Here is an 18,430-nt window from a genome sequence, read left to right as displayed (position 1 = left end):
CCCCCGGAGCAGGGTGGGTAACCGAGCGAGGCAGGCGAGACGATGACGAGTATCGGGTCAGAGAACCTCACCAACGGGCCGGGTAAGCCGGAACGGTTCGGCGGCAAGTACCGCGGTGCCCGCCGCGACACGGTGTTGACCGAGGTGGTGTCGACGGAGAACGAGACGGTCGGGCGGGACAGCTCGATGGCGACCGAGCCGCCGTCGCCGCTCACCCTGCCGTCGCTGGATCCCAATCCGCTCACCGAACCGTCGTTCCCGGCCTCCGGTTGGTCGACCGGGGACGGCGGTTCCCTCGTGGACCACCCGCTGCTGCGGGGTCTGATGATGGAGTTGCCGCCGAAGGGCAGCGTGCCGCCGCCGGACTGGCTGGACCGCTGGTTCGAGGCGACGCGGGCGATCCTGGAACTGCTATACGTGCAGAGCGCCGGCCGAACGCGCTGAGGCCGTCGCCCGCTGGGGCATGGCCCGCTCGGCGAGCCGGTTGTGACGCAGCGCGTGGCGTACGCCGATGGCGGCGACGCCCAGCGCCCCGACCGTGACGGCGGGCCCGGCCGCCCCCGGCCCGAGGAGTTGACCGGCGCCGCTGGCCGCGATCACGGCCGGCACCAGCGCCAGCCCGGTCACCTGCAACGGCAGCCCGATCAGCGGGTGGGCGGCTGCGGCGCGCAATCCGTGCGGAGCCGGGGTCCGGGGCGCGACGGCCAGCGCAACCGCCCCAGCCCGGAGCCGTCGCAACCGGCGTACGGTGCAGACCGCTACCACCAGCGCGGGAACGGCGGCCAGCGCCAGTCCGCCGGCGGCCCGGTCCGCCACTGTCGCGCCGGCGGTGGCCAAGCCGGCGATCGGCAGAGCAACCGTCAGGCTGAGCCCGGCCAGGGTCAACGCGAGCAACCAGCCGGCGTGCCGGCGGAGCCCGCGGGCATGGGCCATCCGGGGCAATCCGTCGGCGAGATACCCGGCGACCCACCACACGGCGGCGACCGGAATCAGGAGGGCGAGGTGGCTCTGCATGTTGTTGAGCCTTTCCCGTTTTCACGTCTGTCGAATCCGGGCCCACCCCCGGTTCATCCCCGTACCGGTCCCGTAGGGGACACCATCCCGCCGGTGTTATGGGGAATTCGGCATGTTTAACTCTCCGCACGCACCCCATTACCCTCACCTTGATCGGCAGTTATCGATCAACCTGCCACGAGTAGGTGGACGATCGGCGCCGGTCAGAGGGAGGTAGGAAGATGGCTCTTCCACACAGGTCCGTACTCGTCGGACTGGCCGCGTTGGCGATGGTGGCGGCGGCGACGCCAGCCATGGCCGCGGAGCCGGTCGGCACCATCCGCAGTGCCGGCGGCACCACGGCCGTCGCAGACAGCTATATCGTCGTGTTCAAGGACAGCGAGGTCAGCCGCAGCGCGGTAGGTACCTCGGTGGACCGGCTGCTTCGGCGGCACGGGGGCACGACGGCCCGGACGTACAGTGCGGCCGTCCGCGGCGCCGAGCTGAGGGCCAGCGCCAAGGTCGCGGCCCGGATCGCCGCCGACCCGGCGGTGGCGTACGTCGAGCAGAACCACACCGTGTCGCTGAGCGGGACCCAGACGAACCCCCCGTCCTGGGGCCTGGACCGGATCGACCAGCGGAACCTGCCGCTGAACAGCTCCTACACGTATCCGAACACCGCCTCGAACGTCACGTCGTACGTGATCGACACCGGCATCCGGATCACCCACTCGGACTTCGAGGGTCGGGCGACCTGGGGCACGAACACCGTCGACACCAACAACACCGACTGCAACGGCCACGGCACCCACGTCGCCGGCACGGTTGGCGGTTCGGCGTACGGGGTGGCCAAGGCCACCCGGCTGGTGGCGGTGAAGGTGCTCAACTGTTCCGGCAGCGGCACCAATGCCGGGGTCATCGCCGGCATCGACTGGGTCACCGCGAACGCGGTGAAGCCCGCCGTCGCCAACATGAGCCTCGGCGGTGGGGCGAGCGCGGCCACCGACAACGCCGTGGTCAACTCGATCAACTCGGGTGTTACGTACGCCATCGCCGCAGGTAACGGCAATGCCTTCGGCCAGCGGCAGAACGCCTGCAACTACTCCCCGGCCCGCGCCGAGCCGGCGATCACCGTGGGCGCCACCCAGAACACCGACGTCGCCGCGAGCTTCTCCAACTTCGGCACCTGCGTGGACATCCTGGCGCCCGGGGTGAGCATCACGTCCGCGTGGCACACCAACGACACCGCGACGAACAGCATCAGCGGCACCTCGATGGCCTCACCGCACGTCGCCGGTGCGGCGGCGTTGGTGCTCTCGGCCAACCCGTCGTGGAGCCCGCAGCAGGTCCGGGACTACCTGGTCAACAACGCCACCCCGAACGTGATCACCGACGTCGGCACCGGCACCCCGAACCGGCTGCTCTACGTGGTCAACGGCGACACCCCACCGCCGACGAACGACTTCTCGGTGTCGGTGTCGCCGACCTCCGGCTCCGCCGCGCCGGGCGGTTCGGTGACCACCACCGTGGCCACCGCCACCACCAACGGCTCCGCCCAGTCGGTGAGCCTGTCGGCCAGCGGCCTGCCGTCCGGGGCGACCGCCTCGTTCAGCCCGGCCACTGTCACCTCGGGCGGATCGTCGACGCTCACCATCAGCACCTCCGCCGGCACCCCGTCCGGCACGTACGCCGTGACGGTGACCGGCAGCGCGGCCTCCGGCACGAAGACCGCGACCTACACGCTGACGGTGACCGGCGGCGGCAGCGGTGGCTGCTCCGGCAGCAACGGCACCGACGTGCCGATCCCGGACACCAACACCACGGTGACCAGCTCGATCACCATCTCCGGCTGCAACCGCAACGCCTCGTCGAGTTCGACGGTGGCGGTGAACATCGTGCACACCTACCGTGGTGACCTGGTCATCGACCTGCTCGCCCCGGACGGGTCGTCGTACCGGCTGAAGAACAGCAGCATCTTCGACGGCACGGACAACGTGAACGCCACCTACACGGTGAACCTGTCCAGCGAGGCGGCGAACGGCACCTGGCAGCTGGCGGTCCGCGACGTCTACAGCGGCGACACCGGCTACCTCAACACCTGGACGTTGACTCTCTGACGTCGGCGGCGGCCACGGGCTCCGGGAGCTTCCCGGGGCCCGTTGGCCGTACGCTCAGACCGCGAAGCCGGTCGGCCGTTCGGTGGCCGGTGCGGGTGGCCGCGCCTTCCACAGCCCGGTCTTCTGCGCGAACAACCGGGCCAGGTACGCCGGATTGAGGATCACGTAGCGCCGCCACAGCCGCTTCGGTTCCAGCCCGAGCCGCCAGAACCACTCCAGCCCGGCCCGCTGCATCCACGGCGGCGGCTGCCGCAGCAACCCCGCGTGGTAGTCGAAGGCAGCGCCGACCGCCATCATCGGCATGTCCAGCAGCGGACGCATCGCGTACGTGAAGACCTCCTGGCGGGGGCAGCCCAGCCCGACCAGCACGAGTCGGGCTCCGCTGGCCTTGATCCGGTCGGCGATCTCGACGTCCTCACCCGGCCGTACGGCGCGGAACTTGGACGACTCGACTCCGGCGATCTTCAGGGCCGGGAACATCCGCTCCAGGGCCGGGATGAGCCGCGCGAGCGTCTCGTCGGTGGAGCCGTACAGGTAGACCGGTAGTCCCTCGTCGGCGAAGCGGGAGAGCACGTGCAGGGTCAGCGTCGGCCCGTAGACCCGGTCGGTGAGCCCGGCACCGTGCAGCAGGTTCAACGCCCAGCGCACCGGCTGACCGTCCGGAGTCACCACGTCGAAGGAGTTGAGCCGGGCGTTGTGCGCCCGGTCCAGCACCCCGGTCATCACGCCGTGCACGGCGAGCGCGGTCAGCGCCAGCGGGCGGCGTTCCTGCGCCGCGGCCACCACCTGCTCGGTGGCTTCCGCGTAATCGGTGGCGTCCACCAGGACGCCGAGCACATTCCGCTTTCTCACGCCGCCGGCACCCACTTGTCCATGTTGGCCTCGTAGATCTCACGCATGATCATTGGTACGTCGTAGACCTGCTTCCAGTCCGGGTAGTCGGCCTGGAACGCCTCGTTGGAGCCGATCCACCACTTGTGGTCACCGATCCGGTTCGCCTCGACGTACTCGGTGACCATCTCCTCGCCGGTGATCTGCTCGGCCAGGGCGAACGCCTCCCGGTTCGAGGTGTTCGAGTGCCGGCCGCCGCCCAGGTTGTAGACGGCCGCCGAGCGCGGGTTGCGGAAGAACGCCTCGAACGCGGAGACCACGTCCGAGCTGTGGATCGCGTCCCGCACCTGCTTGCCCTGATATCCGAAGATCTTGTACGTCCGGCGTTCCATGTTGGCCCGCATCACATAGCCGAGGAAGCCGTGCAGCTCGGTCGCCGAGTGGGCCGGACCGGTGAGCGTCCCGCCCCGGAAGCAGGCGGTACGCATGTCGAAGTACCTGCCGTACTCCTGCACCATCACGTCCGCGGCGACCTTCGAGGCACCGAAGATCGAGTGCAGGCAGGCGTCGATCGACATGTCCTCGCGGATGCCCTGCTCGTACGGGTGGCCCGGCTCGATCTCCCACCGGGTTTCCAGCTCGACCAGGGGCAGGCTGTTCGGCCGGTCGCCGTAGACCTTGTTCGTCGAGCAGTGGATGACCGGCGCCTCGATGCAGTGCTCGCGGACGTTCTGGAGCACGTTCAGGGTGCCGGCGGCGTTCACGTCGAAGTCGGTGAACGGATCGCGTACGGCCCAGTCGTGCGAGGGTTGCGCGGCGGTGTGGATCACCACGGCCACGTCCCGGCCGTACCGCTTGAACAGCGCGCCCAGCGCGCCCCGGTCCCGGATGTCGATGCTGTGGTGCGAGTACGCCGCACCCAGCTCGTCGGTCAGCCGGCGGACGTTCCACGCGGTGGACGCCTCCTCGCCGAAGAACTCCTGCCGCATGTCGTTGTCGATGCCGACCACGTCCAGGCCGAGGCCGGCGAAGTGCCGGACCGCCTCGGAGCCGATCAGCCCGCCCGACCCGGTCACGAACGCGACACTCACGAGCCACTCCTGGTGCGTCGGAGGCAGAAACCATCGGAGCATAGCGTGACGTCCGGAACGCCCCGATACGGAGCGAGGGCCCCGCGTCGCCGCGGAGCCCTCGTCTGTGGTGGGGAAGGGGGGAGTTGAACCCCCACGCCCTTTCGGGCACACGGACCTGAACCGTGCGCGTCTGCCATTCCGCCACTTCCCCGTGGCCCGACCGTCGGAAGCGTAATCCGTGCCGGTCCCGCTGTCCCCAGCGGGCCTCGGCCATATTACGCGGCCCTGGTCATCGCCGCGAATGGCATTCGCTGCGGACAGCGGTTACCGTTCGTGGCGGACGAAAGAGTAGCACGAGGATCGCCAAACCATCCGAACGGGCTGTGGCCTGCCAGCAGAGCGGCGTGTGAGCTGCGTGCGCCCTGGGCGGATACCATCATGTCCTCGGGACCCGAGGAGGAGCCGGTGAGCGTGCTGCAACGCTTCGAGAAGCGTCTAGAAGGCCTGGTCGAAGGGGCCTTCGCCAAGGTCTTCAAAGGGGTGGTGCACCCTGTGGAGATCCTCAACGCCATGCAGCGGGAGGCCGAGGCGCACAAGGCCATCCTGGCCGGGGGGCGCACGTTGGTGCCCAACCGCTACGTGATCGATCTCTCGCCCTACGACCACAGTCGGTTGGCGCCGTACGCCGCCGCGCTGGCCCAGGAACTGGCCCAGTCGCAGGCGGAGTTCATCGGCGAGCAGGCCTGGACGGTCTACGGCGACGTGATCGTCGAGATCGAGCGGGGAGAAGGGCTGGACACCGGCATGTTCCGGGTCACGGCCGAGGTCTACACCGGTGGTGACGTCGCCCCGGTCTCGGCACCCGGTTACGACGCCGGCCCGCCCGGATACGACGCCGGCCCGCCCGGTTACCCCTCGTACGACCAGGGTGGCGGCTACGGCCCGCCGCCGGGTCACGGTGGCGGACGCAACGTTCGGCTGATCTCCGGTGACGGCCGTACCTATCCCCTCCAGATGGGCTCGACCGTGATCGGTCGGGGCGACCAGGCCAACCTGCGCCTGCCGGACGTCGGCATCTCCCGCCGGCACGCCCGGCTGGACTTCGACGGCGGCCAGGTGGTGCTCACCGATCTGGGCTCGACCAACGGCACCATGGTGAACGGCCAGCGGGTCTCCGCCGTGGCGCTGAACCCCGGTGACATGATCCAGCTCGGCACCACCACCCTGACCTTCCGCGTGGACGGCTGAGTCGCCTTGCCGGAACTCGTCATCACCGTCGCCCGGTTCGGGTTTCTCGTCCTGCTGTGGATCTTCGTGTTCACCGTGGTCGGTGTGATCCGCCGGGACCTCTTCGCGGGGGCCCGTTCGGGTCGGTTGGTGGCCGCGCCCCGGGCAGTGGGCGCCTCGACCGGCCAGGCGACCGCGAAGCCGGCAAAAGTGAAGCGAGGTCGCGCGGCGCACCAGTTGGTGGTGACCGCAGGACAGCTCGCCGGCACCCGGATCACGCTGGGCGAAGCACAGATCACCATCGGTCGCGCCGAGGACTCGACGCTCGTCATCACCGACGACTACGCATCCGCACGACACGCCCGACTCGTCCCGCGCGACGGACAATGGTTCGTCGAGGACCTGGGTTCGACTAACGGGACGTACCTCGATCGCGCTAAGGTCACCGGACCAACCCCCGTCCCCCTCGGCGTGCCGATCCGGATCGGCCGCACCTCTCTCGAATTACGGCCATGACTCTGACCCTGCGCTATGCGGCCCACAGCGACCGCGGTCTGATCCGAGACGGTAACCAGGATTCCGTCTACGCCGGACCGCGGCTACTCGCCGTCGCCGACGGCATGGGCGGCATGGCCGCCGGTGACGTCGCGAGCAACATCGTTATCGGTGCCATGGCACCGCTGGACGAGGACGTCCCGGGTGACGCCCTGCTCGACGCCCTCCGCTCCGCGGTGGGCACCGCCAATCAGCAGCTCCGCGCGACAGTGGACGCCAACCCGCAGATGGAGGGGATGGGCACCACGCTGACCGCGGCTCTCTTCTCCGGCAGCAAGCTGGGGATGGTCCACATCGGCGACTCGCGGGCCTACCTGCTGCGTGAAGGCGAGTTCGCGCAGATCACCAAGGACGACACCTACGTCCAGATGCTCGTCGACGAAGGCCGGATCAGCCCGGAGGAGGCGAGCAGCCACCCCCAGCGCTCGCTGCTCACCCGGGCTCTCGACGGCCGCGACATCGACCCGGAATACTCCGTCCGTCAGGTGTTGCCCGGCGACCGCTATCTGATCTGTTCCGACGGCCTCTCCGGCGTGGTCAGCGCGGAGACCATCGGCGAGACCATGCGTGAGTACGCCGACCCGCAGCAGTGCGTCGAGCGGCTCGTCCAGCTCGCCCTGCGTGGCGGTGGCCCGGACAACATCACCGTGATCATCGCTGACGCGACCGACCGGGACATCGTCGAGGCCGCCCCGATCGTCGGCGGCGCTGCCGCGCGCGACCGCGGCATGGCGACCTCGGCCGACGACTCCACGCCCGCTGCCCGAGCCTCGGCGCTCTCCGCTCCCCGACCGCCCGCTCCCGAGGAGCCGGTCGGCAACGACGACGAGCCGGAGGCCCGCCGCCGTCCGCTGCGCGCGCTCGCCATGACCACCGCACTGATGGTGCTCGTCGGCGGCGGCGTGTTCGCGGGGTGGAGCTACACCCAGCGGCAGTACTACGTCGGCGCGACCGACGACGGCCAGGTCGCGGTGTTCCGTGGCATCCAGGGCCAGATCGCCGGCATGGACCTCTCCAGCGTGCACTCGAAGAGCAGCGCCCAGTTGGACGACCTCACTCTCGCCGCGCAGGAGCAGGTCAAGCAGGGCATCCCGGCCAAGAGCCAGCCGGACGCGGAACGGCGACTGGCGGAGCTGACGTCGGACACTCCGACGAACGTCAACCTCAAGCCGATCTGCCCGCCCACCCCGGCACCGACGCCGAGCCCGAGCCCCAGTCCCAGCCCGACGGGACGGGAGCCCTCGCGGGCACCGAGCGCTGCGGCGGGTTCGCCGACCGCGGTGGACAGTGCCGCACCAACGCCCAACGGCGGCTCGGTGGCGCCGCCGGCCAGTACGCCGGACGCCCCGCCCGTCGACACCTTCACGCCCACGGTCGATCCGGCGGCCTGCCGGTCGCCCGAGTAGGCCCCGGCTTCTCCCCAAGGACGATCGTGACCGCAGCGGCCACCCCGGCAACCTCGCCCGCAACCGCGGACGAGCGATCCGGCGTACGCCTGGCCCGATCCCGGCGCAACGCCGAACTGTCGTTGCTGTTGCTGGCGATGGCCATGGTCGCCGCGTACGGCGCGATGGTCGAGGCGAACGTGCTCGACACGATCACGCCCACCTTCTGGGTGCCGGCTGCGGCGATCACCGGGGTGTTCCTCGGCATCCACCTGGTGATCCGTTTCCTGGCACCGTTCGCCGACCCGGTGCTGCTGCCGGCGGTCGCCCTGCTCAACGGACTCGGGGTCGGCTTCCTGCATCGGCTGGATCTGGCCAAGGCCGCCCCCGAGGACCGGGCCGACCTGGCCACCTTCGCCGGCACCGGCGGCCGGCAACTGGCCTGGACTCTGGTCTCGGTGATCCTCGCGGGCGGGCTGCTGGCCCTGATGCGGGACCACCGGTCGATCTCGCGGTACGCGTACACCCTGGGCCTGGCCGGCATCATCCTGGTCATGCTCCCGGCGGTGCTGCCGGCCAGCATCTCCGAGATCAACGGTGCCAAGCTCTGGGTACGCATCGGCAGCTTCTCCATCCAGCCCGGTGAGTTCGCCAAGCTCGCCCTGCTCGTCTTCTTCGCCTACTACCTGGTCCGCAAGCGCGAGGTGCTGTCGCTGGCCAGCCACCGGTTCCTCGGCATCGACTTCCCGCGCGGCCGGGACCTCGGGCCGGTGCTGGTGGTCTGGGTGATCAGCCTGCTGGTCCTGGTCTTCGAGAAGGACCTGGGCACCTCGCTGCTCTACTTCGGCATGTTCGTGGCCACCGTCTACATCGCCACCGAACGGGTCAGCTGGCTGCTCATCGGCCTGGTCCTCTTCTTCGGCGGTGCCTACCTCGCCTACGTGCTCGGTAGGTCGGTCGGCGGGCCGTTCGCCAACTTCTACCTGCGGGCGGACATCTGGCTCGACCCGTTCGCCAAGCCGTACGACGAGGGCTACCAGTTGGTGCAGGGGTTGCTCGCGCTCGGCAGCGGCGGGTTGTTCGGGGCTGGTCCGGGCGCTGGCCAGCCGCTGCTGCTGCCCGAGGTGCAGAACGACTTCATCTTCGCCGGCATCGGCGAGGAGATCGGCCTCTTCGGTCTCTCCGCGCTGCTGGTGATCTACCTGCTGATCGTCGAGCGGGGGCTGCGAGCCGCCCTGGCGGTGCGCGACTCCTTCGGCAAGCTGCTCGCCGGCGGCCTGGCCTTCACCCTCGCGCTCCAGGTCTTCGTGATCGTCGGCGGGATCAGCAAGCTGATCCCGCTCACCGGTCAGACCACCCCGTTCCTCTCCGCCGGTGGCTCGTCGCTGATGGCGAACTGGCTGCTCATCGCGGTGTTGCTGCGGGTCTCCGACGCCGGGCGTCGCCCGGTCACCGGTACCGGCGGCAAGGTGAACCGCCCCGCCGGCGGGCCGCCCGAGCAACTGCACGGTGCCCCCACGGAGGTGATCAAGCCGTGAACGCACCCCTGCGCCGGGTCGGTGTCGTGGTCATGGTCCTGTTCGGCTTGCTCTTCGCCAATCTGAACTGGGTCCAGGGTTACAAAGCCGACGAATATCGCACCAGCGACTACAACGGCCGCGTCCAGGTCGCCAAGTACGACCGCAAGCGGGGCAACATCGAGGCGGGCGGCACCGCCCTGGCGGTGAGCAAGGAGACCGACGGGGAGCTGAAGTACCTACGCACCTATCCGGGTGGGGCGAAGTACGCGCACGTGCTCGGGTACGAGCCGGTCAACGGCGCCGCCACCGGCCTGGAACGTGCCGAGAACGACTTCCTCGCCGGCACCAGCGATCAGCTCATCGTCAACCGGCTGCGGGACATGGTCACCGGCGACCGGACCGCCGGTGGCAACGTGCTGCTCACCCTCTCCAAGCAGGCCCAGGACGTCGCGTACGACCAGCTGCGGAACAACAACCGGGGGGTGAACAAGGGCGCGGCTGTCGCCATCGACCCGCGTACCGGGGCGGTGCAGGCGCTGGTCTCCATCCCGAGCTTCGACCCGACGCCACTGTCCAGCCACAACACCAACGAGGCGGCGGCGGCGTACGGCAAGCTGGAGCAGGACCGCGATCGCCCACTGCGCAACCGGGCGCTGGGCGAGGTGCTGCCCCCCGGCTCCACCTTCAAGATCGTGGTGGCCGCCGCGGCGCTGGAGAACGGCATCGGCAAGGACACGAACATCTCGGCCGGTCCGAGCTACACCCCGCCGACCTCCGGTGAGTCGATCACCAACGCAGTGCCGTCGATCTGCCCGCAGTCGCAGGTGACCCTGATGAAGGCGGTCACCGACTCCTGCAACACCGGCTTCGCCAAGCTCGGCGTGCAGCTCGGCCCGGACGTGATCAAGGAGAAGGCCCGGGCGTTCGGGTTCGAGCAGGAGGATCTCACCGTCGGCCGGCTCGGTGAGGGCGGGCTCGCGGTGGAGGCCAGCCGCACCGGCAGCATGGAGAACCCGGACGGCGGGGCCGACCCGGCGGCGCTGGCCCAGTCCTCCATCGGGCAGCGGGATGTGCGGATGACCCCGCTGGAAGGGGCCATGATCGCCGCAGCGGTCGCCAACAACGGCAGCCAGATGCGTCCCTATCTGGTGCGGCAGTTGCTCGCGCCGGACCGCACCACCGTCTACGACACCGCGAACCCGCGCGAGCTGCGCCGGCCGGTCAGCGGCCAGGTCGCCGCTGACCTGCGGGACATGATGGTCAGCGTGGTGCAGAACGGCACCGGACGCAACGCACAGATCAACGGCTACACGGTGGGTGGCAAGACCGGCACCGCCGACGTTGCCCCCGGTGTTCCGCCACACTCCTGGTTCATCGGTTTCGCGCTGGACAAGGACGGTAATCCGGTCTCGGCCGTATGTGTCCTGTTGGAAAACGGCGGAGACGGCGGCAGCGCGGAAGCCGCCCGGATCGCCGGCCAGATCATGCGGGCGGCCATCGCCGAGCCCGGAGGGCGCTGACATGCTCAGTCCCGGAGTGCAGCTCGGCAACCGCTACCGCCTCGACGAGCGGATCGCCAGCGGTGGCATGGGCGACGTCTGGCGCGGCACCGACCAGGTGCTCGGCCGTACGGTGGCGGTCAAGAGCCTGCTCCCGGCGCTGCTCGACGAGCCGGGTTTCGCCGAGCGTTTCCGGGGCGAGGCCCGCACCATGGCGACGATCAACCACCCGGGCGTGGTCGACGTCTACGACTTCGGTAACGATCAGCACATCGCCTTCCTGATCATGGAGTACGTCGAGGGCGATCCGCTGTCGGCCACGCTTAGCCGGGTCGGCCGGCTCACCCCGGCCCGGACGATGGCGCTTGTCGCGCAGGCCGCCGACGCGTTGCACGCCGCCCACGTCAAGGGCATCGTGCACCGGGATGTGAAGCCCGGCAACCTGCTCGTCCGCCCCAACGGCACGCTCGTGCTCACCGACTTCGGCATCGCCCGCTCCGAACTCGTCGGGCAGCTCACCGCGGCCGGCTCGGTGCTCGGCACCGCCTCGTACATCTCGCCGGAACAGGCCACCGGCCAGGTCGCCACGCCCGCCTCCGACGTCTACGCGCTCGGTGTGGTCGCCTACCAGTGCCTCGCCGGGCGGCGGCCGTTCGAGGGCGACAACCCGCTCGACATCGCGATGCGGCACGTCCGGGAGAGCCCGCGGGCGTTGCCCTCGGACATCCCGCCCCAGGTCTGCGCGCTCGTCGAGCGGGCCATGGCCAAGGACCCGAAGGATCGCTGGCAGAGCGCCGCAGTGCTGGCCGGGGCGGCCCGGCAGTTGAAGACGGCGCTCTCCCGGCAGGCGCGCGGTGGTGGCCAGGCCGCACCGGTTTCGGCGGCCCCGGCCTCGCCGGCTCCCGGTCGGGTCGCACCGGTCTCGGCCGCGCCGGCATCACCGGCCCCTGGCCGGGCTCAGGTGCCACCCCGCACCGCACACCCGCAGTTCGGGGGCCCGGCCGCGCCGCACGCGCCGATGACGCCACACCGGCCGGCAGCGGCAGCCACACCGAACCGTCCACCGGTGGCGCAACCGCCGTACCCACCGGCGGCGCAACCACCGCGCCCGACCACGATCGCCCCGGCGGCGACCGGCTATCCGCGCGGCGCGGCCACCGTGCCGCCGGCGTACTCGTCGCCACCTGGCCCGTCACGGAACGTGCCCAGTCGGTCGCGTCCCGGAATGGTGTTCCTGGCCATCGTGCTGGGCGTACTGGTCGTGGTCTGCTCCGGCGTGGTTTCCTACAGACTGCGGAACAGCCTCAATGGCATGTCGGACGGGGACGCCGTGCCAGCGGTGAGCTTCGAGGCGCCGCGATCACACGGGCGAGACGATCCGGCGGGAACGGCGTACCGTCGACTGGATCAGTTTCGGCCGGACGGCGGCGAGACGACCACGAGCGAAGGACGACAGACGCGATGACAGCCCAGGCCCGCCTGCTCGGTGGCAGGTACCAGGTCGGCGAGCTGCTCGGGTACGGCGGCATGGCCGAGGTGCACCGCGGTCGCGACCTGCGGCTCGGCCGGGATGTCGCGATCAAGATGCTGCGGGCGGATCTCGCCCGGGACGCCACATTCCAGATGCGTTTCCGCCGCGAGGCGCAGAACGCCGCCTCGCTCAACCACCCCGCCATCGTCGCCGTCTACGACACCGGCGAGGAAACCGGCCCCACCGGCGAGACCCTCCCGTTCATCGTGATGGAGTTCGTGAACGGGCGCACCTTGAAGGAGGTGCTCGGCGCCGAGGGCCGGTTGCAGCCACGGCGGGCGCTGGAGATCTGCGCCGACATGTGCGCGGCGCTGGAGTTCAGCCACCGGCACGGCATCATCCACCGGGACATCAAGCCCGGCAACGTGATGCTCACCCAGACCGGCCAGGTCAAGGTGATGGACTTCGGCATCGCCCGGGCCCTGGCCAGCGGCGCCACCACGATGACGCAGACCAGCGCGGTCATCGGCACCGCGCAGTATCTCTCCCCCGAGCAGGCGCGCGGCGAGGCCGTGGACGCCCGCTCCGACGTGTACGCCGCCGGCTGTGTGCTGTTCGAGCTGCTCTGCGGCCACCCGCCGTTCGTCGGCGACTCGCCGGTGAGCGTCGCGTACCAGCACGTGCGTGAGGCACCACCCACGCCGAGTGACATCAACCCGGACGTCAACCCGGCGGTCGACGCGATCGTGCTCAAGGCACTGTCGAAGAACCCGCTCAACCGTTACCAGAGCGCCGGTGAGATGCGGGCGGACCTGCTCCGCGCGGCCGCCGGCCGGCCGGTGATGGCGACGCCGGTGATGCGTGAGGACGAGACCGTGGCGATGGCCGCGGCGGCACCGGGCTACCCGTCGGCAGGCGCGACCCAGACCCGGCAGATCCCGGCCCGGGTGGGTGACCCGCGCCAGCGCCGGGCGTCGTCGTGGCTGATCGCTGTCTTCGCCGCGCTCGGCGTGCTGGCGGTGATCGCCCTGATCGCCGCGGTGTTGCTCAACAACCGGGAGGCACCGGACGTCCCGGTGCCGACGCTCACCGGGATGACCCAGCAGGAGGCGGTCGCCCGCATCGAGCAGGACGGCTTCACCGCGGCGATCGGTGCGCCGGAGTTCACGTCGGACTGCAAGAAGGGCACGGTGACCAAACAGACCCCGACGGCCGGGGACCGGGTCGCCCCGAACAGCACGGTGACCTTGTCGATCTGCGGCGGCAAGCCCGAGGTGACCATCCCGCCTCTGGTCGGCAGCACCCGGGCCGCCGCCGAGGAGCGGCTCAAGGAACTCAACCTCAAATTCGATATCGAGGAGAAGGACGACGCGGCCACGAAGGGGCAGGTGTTGGCGGTCGACCCGGCCGAGGGCGAGAAGGTGGCGGAGGGGACCGAGGTCACCCTCACCGTCTCCAAGGGCAACGTGGTCCGGGTGCCGAACGTGGTGGGTCTCTCCGAGGCCGACGCGAAGCGGGAGCTGAGCAACGCCGGCTTCGAAGTCAACGTGGAGATCGGTCCCGAGGTGCCTGCCGCACAGGCCGGCCGGGTCACCGACCAGAACCCGAACGCCAACAGCCAGCGCACCAAGGGCACCCGGGTGACCATCTTCGTGTCGGTGGAGGAGCCGGAGGATCCGGATCCGCCGACCCCGGATCCGCCGACCAGTGGTACACCCAGCCCCACGACCACCCCGCCTGGTGATGACGACGACGGCGGCGGTAACGGAGGCGGCGGCCCGGTCCTGCCCACCTTCCCGCCGTTCCGCCTGTCCGGCGAGTGAACGCCCAGGACGGCGCAGGACACACTTCAGCGACCGACCCCTCGGGTCGGGTGAGCCGGTGGCGGCTGGTGAGCCGGTGGCGGCGGCCAGGCCGGGCGAAGCGGTGGCTGGCCCGGCTGGCGGTGCTGGGGCTGGCCGTACTGCTGCTGGTCAGCCTGCCCTGGCTCTGGACGACGATCGCCGCCCGAGGTCACCTCCACCCGGTGGACCAGGCACCGACCGCGGACGTGGTGCTGGTCCTCGGTACGGCGGTGACCGAGAACGGACAACAGCCGGGCATCCGCCTCGCGGGCCGGCTGGAGACCGCCGCCGAACTGGTGCACCGCCAGCGGGCCCGAGTGATCCTCGTGTCGGGCGACGGGGGTGGGGCGTCGGGGGACGAAACGGCGGCGATGACCGCCCACCTCACCGGGCCACTCGGCGTCGATCCCCGGCATGTCGTCGCCGACCCGCACGGCCTGGACACGTACGACAGTTGCCTGCGGGCGCGCGAGGTGTACGGCGTCGAACGCGCCCTGATCGTCACCCAGTCCTACCACCTGTCCCGGGCGGTGACCCTCTGCCGGGCACTCGGCATCGACGCCGACGGGGTGCCCGCCCGCTGCTCGGGCTGCGGCTCCGCGCTGCTGCGGGAGAAGGCGATCCGGGACTACTTCGCCAGCGGCAAGGCGGCCTGGGACATGATCAGCCGCCGGCCATCGGTGGTCGACTCACCCAGGCATTCCGGCGTCACGGACGCGCTCTCCGACTGAGCGCGCAACCGCAACTTCTCGACGGGGTGCGGGAGGATCGGTCCGGCCCAAGGTGCGCGGTCCCCGTTCGGCGCGGGACCGGCCTCAGGTGGTGGCGAAGGCGGCGCGGCGGCGGGCGTCGACCTCGGCGGCCAACTCGGGGGCACGCTCCAGCGCCTCCGGATGACCGCAGCCGGCGAGCCAGTTGGCGAGCATCAGGTGCCCGCCCTCGGTGAGCACCGACTCGGGATGGAACTGGACGCCCTCGATCGGCAGGGTGCGGTGCCGCATCGCCATCACGATCCCGCCGTCGGTCCAGCCCGTCACTTCCAGCTCGGCCGGCAGCGTCTCCCGCAGCACCGCGAGGGAGTGGTAGCGGGTCGCGGTGAACGGATCGGGCAGCCCGGCGAGAACCCCGGTGCCGTCGTGCCGGACCTGGGAGGTCTTGCCGTGCAGCAGCTCCGGGGCACGGGCGACGGTGGCACCGAACGCCTCACCGATCGCCTGATGGCCCAGGCAGACACCGAAGATCGGCAGCTGCCCGGCGTACGCCCGGATGAGGTCGAGGCAGATGCCGGCGCGGTCCGGACTGCCCGGACCGGGTGAGAGCAGTACGCCGGCCGCGCCGACCCGCCCCACCTCGGCCACCTCGATCTCGTCGTTGCGGCGTACCTCGCAGTCGACGCCGAGCTGGCCCAGATATTGCACCAGATTGAAGACGAACGAGTCGTAGTTGTCGATCACCAGGACGCGCATCGGTCTCACTCGTCCTCGTTCGGCGGCGGGCTGTTGTTCCGCTCGGTGTCGTACGGCAGGTCGTGCTCGTCGCCGGATGGTGCGTCGTCGGCCGGGCCGCCGCCGGGCGTCCCGTCACCGGGGGTCCCGTCGCCGGGCACTCCGGTATTCTCGGTGACCTGCACATCGCTGCCGGTGAAGGGCAGCAGTGGTTCGGCCCATGGGAACACCACGTACCAGAGCAGTGCCACCGCGGTGGTGGCGAGCAGCAGGCTGCCGGCGAGCTTGCCGGGCAACCCGAAGGGCAGCTTGCGCCAGATCCAGGCGTACATGGTCAGGCCCCCAGCTCCGCCGGACGTCCCTCGGACTTCGGCTGGGTACGTGTCAACTCGGCGTGGATGATCAACCGCTCGTAGTTGTCGAACTTGGGATTGCAGGTGGTCAGGGTCAGCATCCGTTTGGTCGGCTTCTGGCCCGGCTGCCCGGGGACCGGCGCGACCACCTCGACCTGCGACGGTTTGACGATCAGATTGTCGGTGACCTGGTAGACGTACCACTCGTCGCGGCCCTCGACGAGGATCGGGTCGCCCTTGCGCAACTCGTCCAACCGCCAGAAGGTGGCCCGGTTCCGGTGCCCGGCCACGGAGAAGTTGCCGACCTGGCCGGGCAGGGCGCTTTCCGGGTAATGCCCCGGGGCGTACCGGATGTCCTTCTGGGTGACGCCCTCGACCACGATCCATTCCTTGTCGAACTTCGGAATGTAGAGACCGGCGATCGGCTTGCCCTGCACCGGCGGCTTCGGCGTGCTGGACGGGCTCGCCGACGGGGCCACCGTGGGGTCACCTTCGGGCCCCCACGCCTGCGCCAGCTGCTCGCTCAACTCGCCCTGGTGGGCGTCGACGATCGCCGACTTGCCCCAGATCTCGTAACCGGCGAAGAGCAGCACCACCAAGCCGAAGGTGATCAGCAACTCGCCGCCGAAACGCAGGCTCGTCCGGACCCGGGACCAGACCGAGGGACGGGTCAGCTCCGAGTAGACGCTCTTGTAACCCTCATCGGTCTGCTGCGCACGTAGTTGGACCACCCGATCGCCCCGCCGCGGCTTGGGCTGCTCGGCCGGCTGGTCGGCCCCGTCCGCCGGCTCATCCTTCCGGGGTGGCCGAGGCACCGCCCCCATCAGGGCGGTCGAGTCCAGCGCCTGCTGGTTGGTCGGCCTCGCCCCGGTCACCGCCGGAATGAGCGCGGTGGCAGCCGGGTCCGCCGGGTCGGTCCGCCGTTCGGGCGTCGCCGGCCCGGCCTGCTGATTCGCCGCGTTCGGCCCGGCCTGCTGGCTCGGTGTACCCGGACTCGAAGGCTGGTTGGTGGCCGTCGGTTCGTCGCGCCGGTGGGCAAGCGACTCGGCCGGCCGGTGAGCAGGCGTCGGTGCGGCGGGGCCGAGACGGTTCGGCTCGCCGGGCCGGCCGGGGTCTGCCGACGCGGCGGTGGCGCGCTCCCCGACCTTCGGGATCAGCGCGGTCGGCCCCTCGATCGACCACCCGCCCTGGTCGGCTGGGCCGCCGGAAGCATGCCGCCCGGGGTCGGCGCTGCGGACACCACCACCCTCCGCCGGCCGCGCTGAGGTGGCCCACGGTTGCTGGGCCTGCGCCTGGCCCGCCTGGGCCTGCGGGCGTTGAGCCGGTGGCTCCTGCGCCTGGGGGCGCTGGGCCAGTGGCTCCTGCACCTGCGGGCGTTGAGTCGGCGGCTCCTGCGCCTGGGGGCGCTGGGCCGGTGGCTCCGGTGTCTGCGCTCGCTGGGCCCACAGCGGTGGGGCCTGCGGCTGCGGGGCCTGCGCGGGTGGAGTCTGCGGGTGCTGGGCCTGCGGGTGCTGGGCCGGTGGCTGCTGGGGTGATGGTTGCGGTGCTGGCGGGCGAGGGGCCTGCGGGTGCTGGTCGGCGGCGCCCGGTCCCGGCGGGGAGCCGTGCGGGTACGACTGTGGTTGCCCGTGGCCGGGCTGACCGGACGCCGGTGGCGTGCCCTGGGGCGCCCATCCAGGCTGCCGTGCGGGCCCGACGTACGGCGGCTGCTGCCCGTGACCGGTGCCATGCCCCGACGTGCCGTTCCCGTGCCCCGACGTGCCGTTCCCGTGCCCGGACGTGCCGTTCCCGTGCCCCGGCGGTGTGCCGTGTGCCGGCGCGGAGGTGCCTGGGGTGGCGGATCGGGTGTCGGTTGGCCTGCCTGCGGCGGGCTGGTGCGGCTGGAAGGCGTCCCGCCAGGGCGTCGGTTCTCCGGGTAGGCCGGGCTGACGGGTCGGCGAGGTGAGTCCGTTGCGCTGGTCACCGCCGTTGCTCGGGCGCTGGCCGTCGGGGTCGGAACCCTGGCCGGGTGGCCTGCCCCAGCGGTCCGCTATCGCGTGCTGCCGGGTGGGCGCGGTGTCCCAGTGGCCGGGGGGCGCCTGCTGCTCCCGCTGGGACTGGTTGCCCCAGGTGGCGGG

Annotated in this window: 16 protein-coding genes and 1 tRNA gene; 10 read left to right on the top strand and 7 right to left on the bottom strand. The window is 70.8% G+C overall.

Annotated elements, in window-relative coordinates; translation table 11 throughout:
• Window positions 1-42: 42 nt before the first annotated feature.
• A complete protein-coding gene (locus C1I93_RS09070) occupies window positions 43-444 on the top strand; it encodes a hypothetical protein (protein WP_111242788.1) in 402 nt (133 codons plus the stop codon).
• On the opposite strand, the gene C1I93_RS09065 is transcribed toward C1I93_RS09070, so the two are convergent.
• Window positions 412-1,014 (bottom strand): hypothetical protein, encoded by a 603-nt coding sequence (locus C1I93_RS09065; RefSeq protein ID WP_111242787.1) that lies wholly within the window; start codon window positions 1,012-1,014, stop codon window positions 412-414. The genes C1I93_RS09070 and C1I93_RS09065 overlap by 33 nt on opposite strands.
• A gap of 221 nt (window positions 1,015-1,235) precedes the next feature.
• Here C1I93_RS09065 and C1I93_RS09060 point away from each other — a divergent pair, with 221 nt between their 5' ends.
• Window positions 1,236-3,110 (top strand): S8 family peptidase, encoded by a 1,875-nt coding sequence (locus C1I93_RS09060; protein ID WP_111242786.1) that lies wholly within the window; start codon window positions 1,236-1,238, stop codon window positions 3,108-3,110.
• A gap of 54 nt (window positions 3,111-3,164) precedes the next feature.
• Here the strand turns inward: C1I93_RS09060 and C1I93_RS09055 are convergent, their stop codons facing one another.
• From C1I93_RS09055 to C1I93_RS09045, 3 genes are all read right to left on the bottom strand, one after another.
• Window positions 3,165-3,962, bottom strand: a complete 798-nt coding sequence (locus C1I93_RS09055) for a WecB/TagA/CpsF family glycosyltransferase (RefSeq protein ID WP_111242801.1) — start codon at window positions 3,960-3,962, stop codon at window positions 3,165-3,167.
• Window positions 3,959-5,074, bottom strand: coding sequence for an NAD-dependent epimerase/dehydratase family protein (locus C1I93_RS09050; RefSeq protein WP_181445076.1), 1,116 nt, complete (start codon window positions 5,072-5,074; stop codon window positions 3,959-3,961). The genes C1I93_RS09055 and C1I93_RS09050 overlap by 4 nt, the downstream gene beginning before the upstream one ends.
• Before the next feature lie 65 nt (window positions 5,075-5,139).
• A tRNA-Leu gene (locus C1I93_RS09045) sits at window positions 5,140-5,225 on the bottom strand.
• A gap of 227 nt (window positions 5,226-5,452) precedes the next feature.
• On the opposite strand from C1I93_RS09045, the gene C1I93_RS09040 reads away from it, so the two are divergent.
• The 8 genes from C1I93_RS09040 to C1I93_RS09005 all read left to right on the top strand — a co-directional run bounded on the left by C1I93_RS09040 (window position 5,453) and on the right by C1I93_RS09005 (window position 15,246).
• Complete coding sequence (locus C1I93_RS09040; RefSeq protein ID WP_111242784.1) at window positions 5,453-6,262, top strand: FHA domain-containing protein; 810 nt, start codon at window positions 5,453-5,455, stop codon at window positions 6,260-6,262.
• Between the two features lie 6 nt (window positions 6,263-6,268).
• Window positions 6,269-6,757, top strand: coding sequence for an FHA domain-containing protein FhaB/FipA (locus C1I93_RS09035; protein WP_111242783.1), 489 nt, complete (start codon window positions 6,269-6,271; stop codon window positions 6,755-6,757).
• Window positions 6,754-8,202 carry a PP2C family protein-serine/threonine phosphatase gene (locus C1I93_RS09030; protein WP_111242782.1) on the top strand — a complete coding sequence of 483 codons (1,449 nt, stop codon included), beginning with the start codon at window positions 6,754-6,756 and terminating at the stop codon, window positions 8,200-8,202. Before C1I93_RS09035 ends, C1I93_RS09030 begins: the two co-directional genes overlap by 4 nt.
• Before the next feature lie 26 nt (window positions 8,203-8,228).
• A complete protein-coding gene (locus C1I93_RS09025; protein ID WP_111242781.1) occupies window positions 8,229-9,719 on the top strand; it encodes an FtsW/RodA/SpoVE family cell cycle protein in 1,491 nt (496 codons plus the stop codon).
• The gene (locus C1I93_RS09020) at window positions 9,716-11,221 is read left to right on the top strand and encodes a peptidoglycan D,D-transpeptidase FtsI family protein (protein ID WP_111242780.1); all 1,506 of its coding nucleotides are present in this window, start codon (window positions 9,716-9,718) and stop codon (window positions 11,219-11,221) included. The genes C1I93_RS09025 and C1I93_RS09020 overlap by 4 nt, the downstream gene beginning before the upstream one ends.
• A gap of 1 nt (window position 11,222) precedes the next feature.
• A complete protein-coding gene (locus C1I93_RS09015) occupies window positions 11,223-12,665 on the top strand; it encodes a serine/threonine-protein kinase (protein ID WP_111242779.1) in 1,443 nt (480 codons plus the stop codon).
• Window positions 12,662-14,494 (top strand): Stk1 family PASTA domain-containing Ser/Thr kinase, encoded by a 1,833-nt coding sequence (gene pknB / locus C1I93_RS09010; protein WP_111242778.1) that lies wholly within the window; start codon window positions 12,662-12,664, stop codon window positions 14,492-14,494. Before C1I93_RS09015 ends, pknB begins: the two co-directional genes overlap by 4 nt.
• Before the next feature lie 68 nt (window positions 14,495-14,562).
• On the top strand, window positions 14,563-15,246 hold the full coding sequence (locus C1I93_RS09005) for a SanA/YdcF family protein (RefSeq protein WP_223256313.1): 684 nt from the start codon (window positions 14,563-14,565) through the stop codon (window positions 15,244-15,246).
• 84 nt (window positions 15,247-15,330) lie between these two features.
• Here the strand turns inward: C1I93_RS09005 and C1I93_RS09000 are convergent, their stop codons facing one another.
• From C1I93_RS09000 to C1I93_RS32315, 3 genes are read right to left on the bottom strand one after another with little or no spacing between them, the layout of a single operon-like run.
• On the bottom strand, window positions 15,331-15,981 hold the full coding sequence (locus C1I93_RS09000; protein WP_111242776.1) for an aminodeoxychorismate/anthranilate synthase component II: 651 nt from the start codon (window positions 15,979-15,981) through the stop codon (window positions 15,331-15,333).
• Window positions 15,982-15,986: 5 nt separating this feature from the next.
• Entirely contained in the window at window positions 15,987-16,292 is a 306-nt protein-coding gene (locus C1I93_RS08995) for a hypothetical protein (RefSeq protein ID WP_111242775.1), read from the bottom strand.
• Between the two features lie 2 nt (window positions 16,293-16,294).
• Entirely contained in the window at window positions 16,295-17,761 is a 1,467-nt protein-coding gene (locus C1I93_RS32315) for a class E sortase (RefSeq protein ID WP_420811730.1), read from the bottom strand.
• Between the last annotated feature and the right edge of the window lie 669 nt (window positions 17,762-18,430).

Origin of the sequence: Micromonospora endophytica (assembly GCF_003236305.1) — a bacterium.
GTDB lineage: Bacteria > Actinomycetota > Actinomycetes > Mycobacteriales > Micromonosporaceae > Micromonospora > Micromonospora endophytica.
The sequence above is the reverse complement of the archived record's forward strand: the minus strand, read 5'-3'. Positions and strand labels throughout refer to the sequence as shown.